Source organism: Shimia sagamensis (assembly GCF_900182745.1).
In the GTDB taxonomy this organism is placed as follows: Bacteria; Pseudomonadota; Alphaproteobacteria; order Rhodobacterales; family Rhodobacteraceae; genus Shimia; species Shimia sagamensis.
In genome coordinates this window covers 1-4,566 of sequence record NZ_FXTY01000025.1, presented here as the reverse complement: position 1 = coordinate 4,566, position 4,566 = coordinate 1, and the positions used below count along the sequence as shown (strand labels likewise).

Annotated in this window: 3 protein-coding genes; all 3 read right to left on the bottom strand. The window is 55.7% G+C overall.

All coding sequences use genetic code 11. From position 1 onward, the window contains the following. Positions 1 to 241, bottom strand: a 241-nt coding sequence (locus tag QOL67_RS21890) for a DUF4376 domain-containing protein (protein WP_283428118.1), incomplete at its 3' end; no start/stop codon positions are given. Then, positions 228 to 623, bottom strand: a complete 396-nt coding sequence (locus tag QOL67_RS21885; RefSeq protein WP_283428117.1) for a hypothetical protein — start codon at positions 621 to 623, stop codon at positions 228 to 230. The genes QOL67_RS21890 and QOL67_RS21885, both read right to left, overlap by 14 nt. Position 624: 1 nt before the next feature. After that, the coding region (locus QOL67_RS21880) for a carbohydrate binding domain-containing protein (protein WP_283428116.1) at positions 625 to 4,566 on the bottom strand (3,942 nt) is incomplete at its 5' end.

The following is a 4,566-nucleotide window of genomic DNA, read 5'->3' as shown; positions in this document are numbered from 1 at the left end:
CCGCATCGGCCCAACGCAAGTCACCTAACTCGGCATCCAGCGCAACTGCGATGCCCGCGGAAGCTCCCGCGCCGGTGATGTTGGCCACGCTGTCCGCGTCAAAGTCAAAGCGATGACCATTGAAGGAAAAGCCAGCCGCGATCCGACGATCTCGCTCAACTGTAACCGCCCTATTCTCTTCCTGGCGCTTCTCGCTGCGTTCAACAAGGCCGCTCTCCGCAACGCGCTCAATCTTGATCATTGACCACCTGAAATGTCTGCGAAACTGGCAAGGCCGGCAGCGGATAACGCGCCTCTAGGCAGTAGATGCCGGCCTCAAATTCAAACTCAAAGGGCGATTCACTTGGATCGGCTGCGTCCCTATGGAAGAGCACGTGTCCCAGCATGTCGTCCCGGATTTGAATGTACAAAACCTCATCAAATGTGATTGACCAGCTTCCGTCGCTCTCCACCAGATTTGGCGTTTGCTTTCGGAGTAGAAACCGGTCCTCAGAGCTCCTGTAGTACCCCTTAAATTTACGGGGCGGCCCATCACATTCAACAAACCCTTCTGGCACTTCAGGACCGGAGCCGCCACCAGTCACGTAAGTGCCCGTTTCATCGAACTCGAGGTAGTAGCGCATCTCAGATCACCGTGGCCTCTGCGTGGATGACTATGTCATCGATGTTGGTATAGGTGGCTCTGGTTCCGGTGCATGAAGACGCCCCCGTTGTAGAACCGATGTTCCCGTGGTTAGTGCGGACCAGCAACCGAACTTCGACGTTTGCGTAGTTGCCAACCAGGTGGAAAGTTGGGTCGCCTTCAGGGTAGACCCAATTGGAATTGTGGTAGGCGGACGCATTGGACGTATAAGCCGTTTTCCAGCCCGACCACTTTGAGCCAGTTTTGGTGCGATACTGTAGCTGAACGTAGGTACGTTTGGCGCTTCGCGAGATATTGTAGTCATCTTGGCTCGACCTTTGACAGCTGTAGGACTGGGACCGCCGTCGCCATCTGCCCGAAAATGCGATATGCCACATGTGATCTGAGCTGATTGGGCCCAAAGCAAGTGATCCAGCTACCCGATTGTTGTCTAAGCCCCGTGCCGTGAAGTTCTCGTAACTGAGGCGATCAGACCCTGCCCCGATCTGTATCCAGTCGCGGACGACCATGTTTTTGAATTCAGCAGAGCCGTCGGAGCGCACAGCCCAACCAGAAACACCCGGAATGTAGTTTGAAGATGAGATATTATTCGTGACTGATCCTGCGCTGTATGGCGTAACATCTGTGGCGCCAGCAGGCACCTCACAGGCCATGGGTTTGTGCATGAAGATGTGACTTTCGACATTACCAAAAGAGGCGACATCGACCGGATTTTTCTCCACCACGAAACTTGCGTGAGTGGTTCTCGAGGGAGCGACTCCTCGGCAAACGTAACGAGGCCACGCTTCTGGGTTTGTGGATGAGCTTGAGACATTCTTTGGCAGGTTTGAGTATGCGTTGCCGAGGTATGTGCCGTCAGCCGAACGGAACATGATCTTAATGCGTCCGTCGCACTTGATGGTCGCAATTTGGCAGGAGAACTCATATGCCCTTCCTGCGATCATTGGCGCGCCATCTCGCGTGTAGGTGGTGGCTCCAACAGGACGCAAATAGACGCGAACATAACCATCCTGCGCCTGATCATACTGCTTCAACCGGAGCGTCCTGTAAGTCGCACCAGAGTGAGCCTCTCCAGGAGATTTGATATGTAGCCTTGTATTGTCCAACATAGACGCAGTTGGGGAGTATAAACCGAAACGATCTTCGCCTGTTGTGAACCCCGAGTCTTCGATCATGTTGCTACCGGCAACGGAGAAGGTAAGTTTTTCGGCGTTAACCGACCCCACATCAAGATGACGCGCCTTGATGCCACCATCAACAACCAGCTCCCCTGCCTGCATTTTGCGAATGCGAATGTCGTCGAGAAACACTTTCCCGCGGTTGGCCGGCGAGTTGTAAATCTGGACGCCAATCTGTGTGCATCCAGCGGGGACCGTGAATTGATGCTCCAAATGCGTCCAAGCAGTATTTGGCAAGTCGGATGCGCCATATCCAACTGCGGAAACGTATGCGTTGCCAGCACCTGGTGTTGCATTGAAAAAACGGAGCTTGCTGGAACCTGCACTTCCATTCCAAGAACTCGTGCGTTTTGCCCAGAACTCCACGCGAATTTTCTCTCCGGGGGAAACATTGATCGTCTGGTGGAATGTCGCGGTGCCGGCTGAGCCCCCTATTTCAAGCGATTTGGTTCCGTTTAGCACATTTGAAGCAGCGGTGTTCAGCTTCATGCCGCTGGCAAGAGCAAACGGTAGCGCTGCTTCATCCTCAAAATCGCATCCAAGCGCATAGTTGGTTGGGTCCGTGACAACCAGCAAAGGCGTGGTGATCGACTTCTCGGCAATGAAACGCGCGCCATTTGCGCGGATTGCAGCACCGCCTCCTTCCGTGTTGCCCCACGCGACCAGTTCAAGCTCAGCTTCATTCTGACCTGCGGCCACTCGGAAGGTATAGGCTGCGCTGGCACGTCCCAGCATGTCTGCGACAGCTGATCCAAAGCTACTCACGCCAGAAATCACGCCATTGGCGGCCACCCCCATCTGCGTCAGAAAAGATGCGAAGGCCGTGTTCGTTGTGACTTCAAGTCCTTGGATCTGATCGATGGATGCACTGTTCTCAGAAATCGAAGCCTCCAAACTAGTCCGCGTCGCAGCAATTGCTGCACCGGTCTGTGCCGAAGTCATGTATTCGGTCGTCAATCGCGCACTCAGGGAACCGATCGAGCCAGAAGGGCCTTCCAGAGTGGATTGCAGTGTCTGTGTAGCGCTTGTGATCGCCATATCAGCGCCGGCAATCGTGTAGTGATCCGTGGAAAGAGTAGCACTGACGCTATCAATCTCTGACTGAAGCCGGGTTTCCGAGGAGGATATTTGGGCGCCAAGCTCGGCATCGCCCTGCGCGATCGCTGCATCCCGAGCGGCAAAAGCGGCATCAAGCGTGCCAACGAAACCCAAGGTCAGAGCATTGTGCTGGGCACTAACGACATCTGCAGCCGCCTGCGCGTCTACGGCTCCCTGAGCCGCCGTATCAATCAGTTCTACAAGGGGTGGCGCAATATCCTCTGCGCCCAGGTAGACAGCATCTGTGGTGGCCTCTAGCCATTCTGTCCAATCGCTTGCGCCATCGAGATTGACCAATGCCCGAACTTCGTAGGTTGTTTCGGGTAATATGCCGTCACTGAACACCACAGCCCCAGAAACAACCGCCGCGCTCGTACCCTGCGCCACCATCACCGCAGTGGCTTTGACCCGGCATTCCCATGACACACTTGAGGCTTCGACTTGTGCCCACGTCAGCCTGAGCGCAGGCCGGCGCCCCCTTCCTTCAGCATCCCCAATCAGAATGGCAGACAAGCCCACACCTGGCAGAACGAGCGGCGGCGGCGCTGTGCGATTTACTGGTGGGTAGTCAGTGGGAAGTTCATAATCAGAGCTCCAGTCGTAGTCGCTGGGATCTCGCTCGCGCAGGACGAACTGGCTGCGCAGGCCACGCAACTCGGTTGTCCGCCGCGTGGCCTCAAAGAGCTTGGCCTTGTATCCATTTCTCTCGCTGGACCAGGACACACACTGCAGTGGCGTAACAAAGGCCGCATCACACGGCAGAGGCACCGTGTGGCGAATGAAACGGCGCGCGTCTTCGACATAGGCACGGGCTAGACGCTGTCCCTGCAAATCGTATGGGCAAGCCTCAAGCGTCAGCTCCGTTGCCAAGCGGCGATCGCGGTCCTTTGCTTCCAGATCGCTTCGATAATACGGAGGCGCATCGGCCATTTCCCAACTTGCAGCAGGGCTTGGGAAACTCACACGTACACCATTGATGGTCTCAGACAGACCAGGCCAAGGATCCAACTCACTCGCTTCACTCACCAGCAAATCGCCATCGGTAAAGAAGTAGACCGGCAGTGAGGGCGGACCCACACGAATGTGCCAAACGCCGCCATCATCAACCACTTCGCCAGAACAAGCGGCCAACAGTTTTTCGAGGATTGCAGCAGGTTCCTGGTCCAGAAACACCTCAAAGCCACCGCGATACTGTGGCTCCGTACCGCCACTCTTACGCGGGACTGCTAAATCACATTCATTCATGGCGGCAGCCCAGACAGAAACGGGCAACTCTTCAGCCGTCGCCTCGCCCCCCCAAACATCGCCTCCCGGCAATTCAACACCACGCTTAATATTGTAGGCCATCACCGCCAAATTGGTGCTGTGCTCATACGTGGACGCTTTGCCCCAACGGTGCGCCCCTGCCCCACCCGCGGTGCTATCCTTGCGCACGTCATAAAGTTTGATGCCGTCCAACTCGAAGCGGAAAGCCGAGAAGCCATTCCATGTCTTGGCGTCAAAGGTCTCAGTGATGATTGCATATGGCCGATTGCACCCGATCATATCCCCCGACCAGGGGAAGTCCGGATCATCACCATATTTGTCCAACATCATCGGGTCAGCTGCAGTCTGAGTTCCGTCATAAAACGTGATCCACATGCGGTC

Coding starts and splice junctions, on each gene's coding strand:
- QOL67_RS21885 (WP_283428117.1), bottom strand. CDS start 623: ATGCGCTACTACCTCGAGTTCGATGAAACGGGCACTTACGTGACTGGT.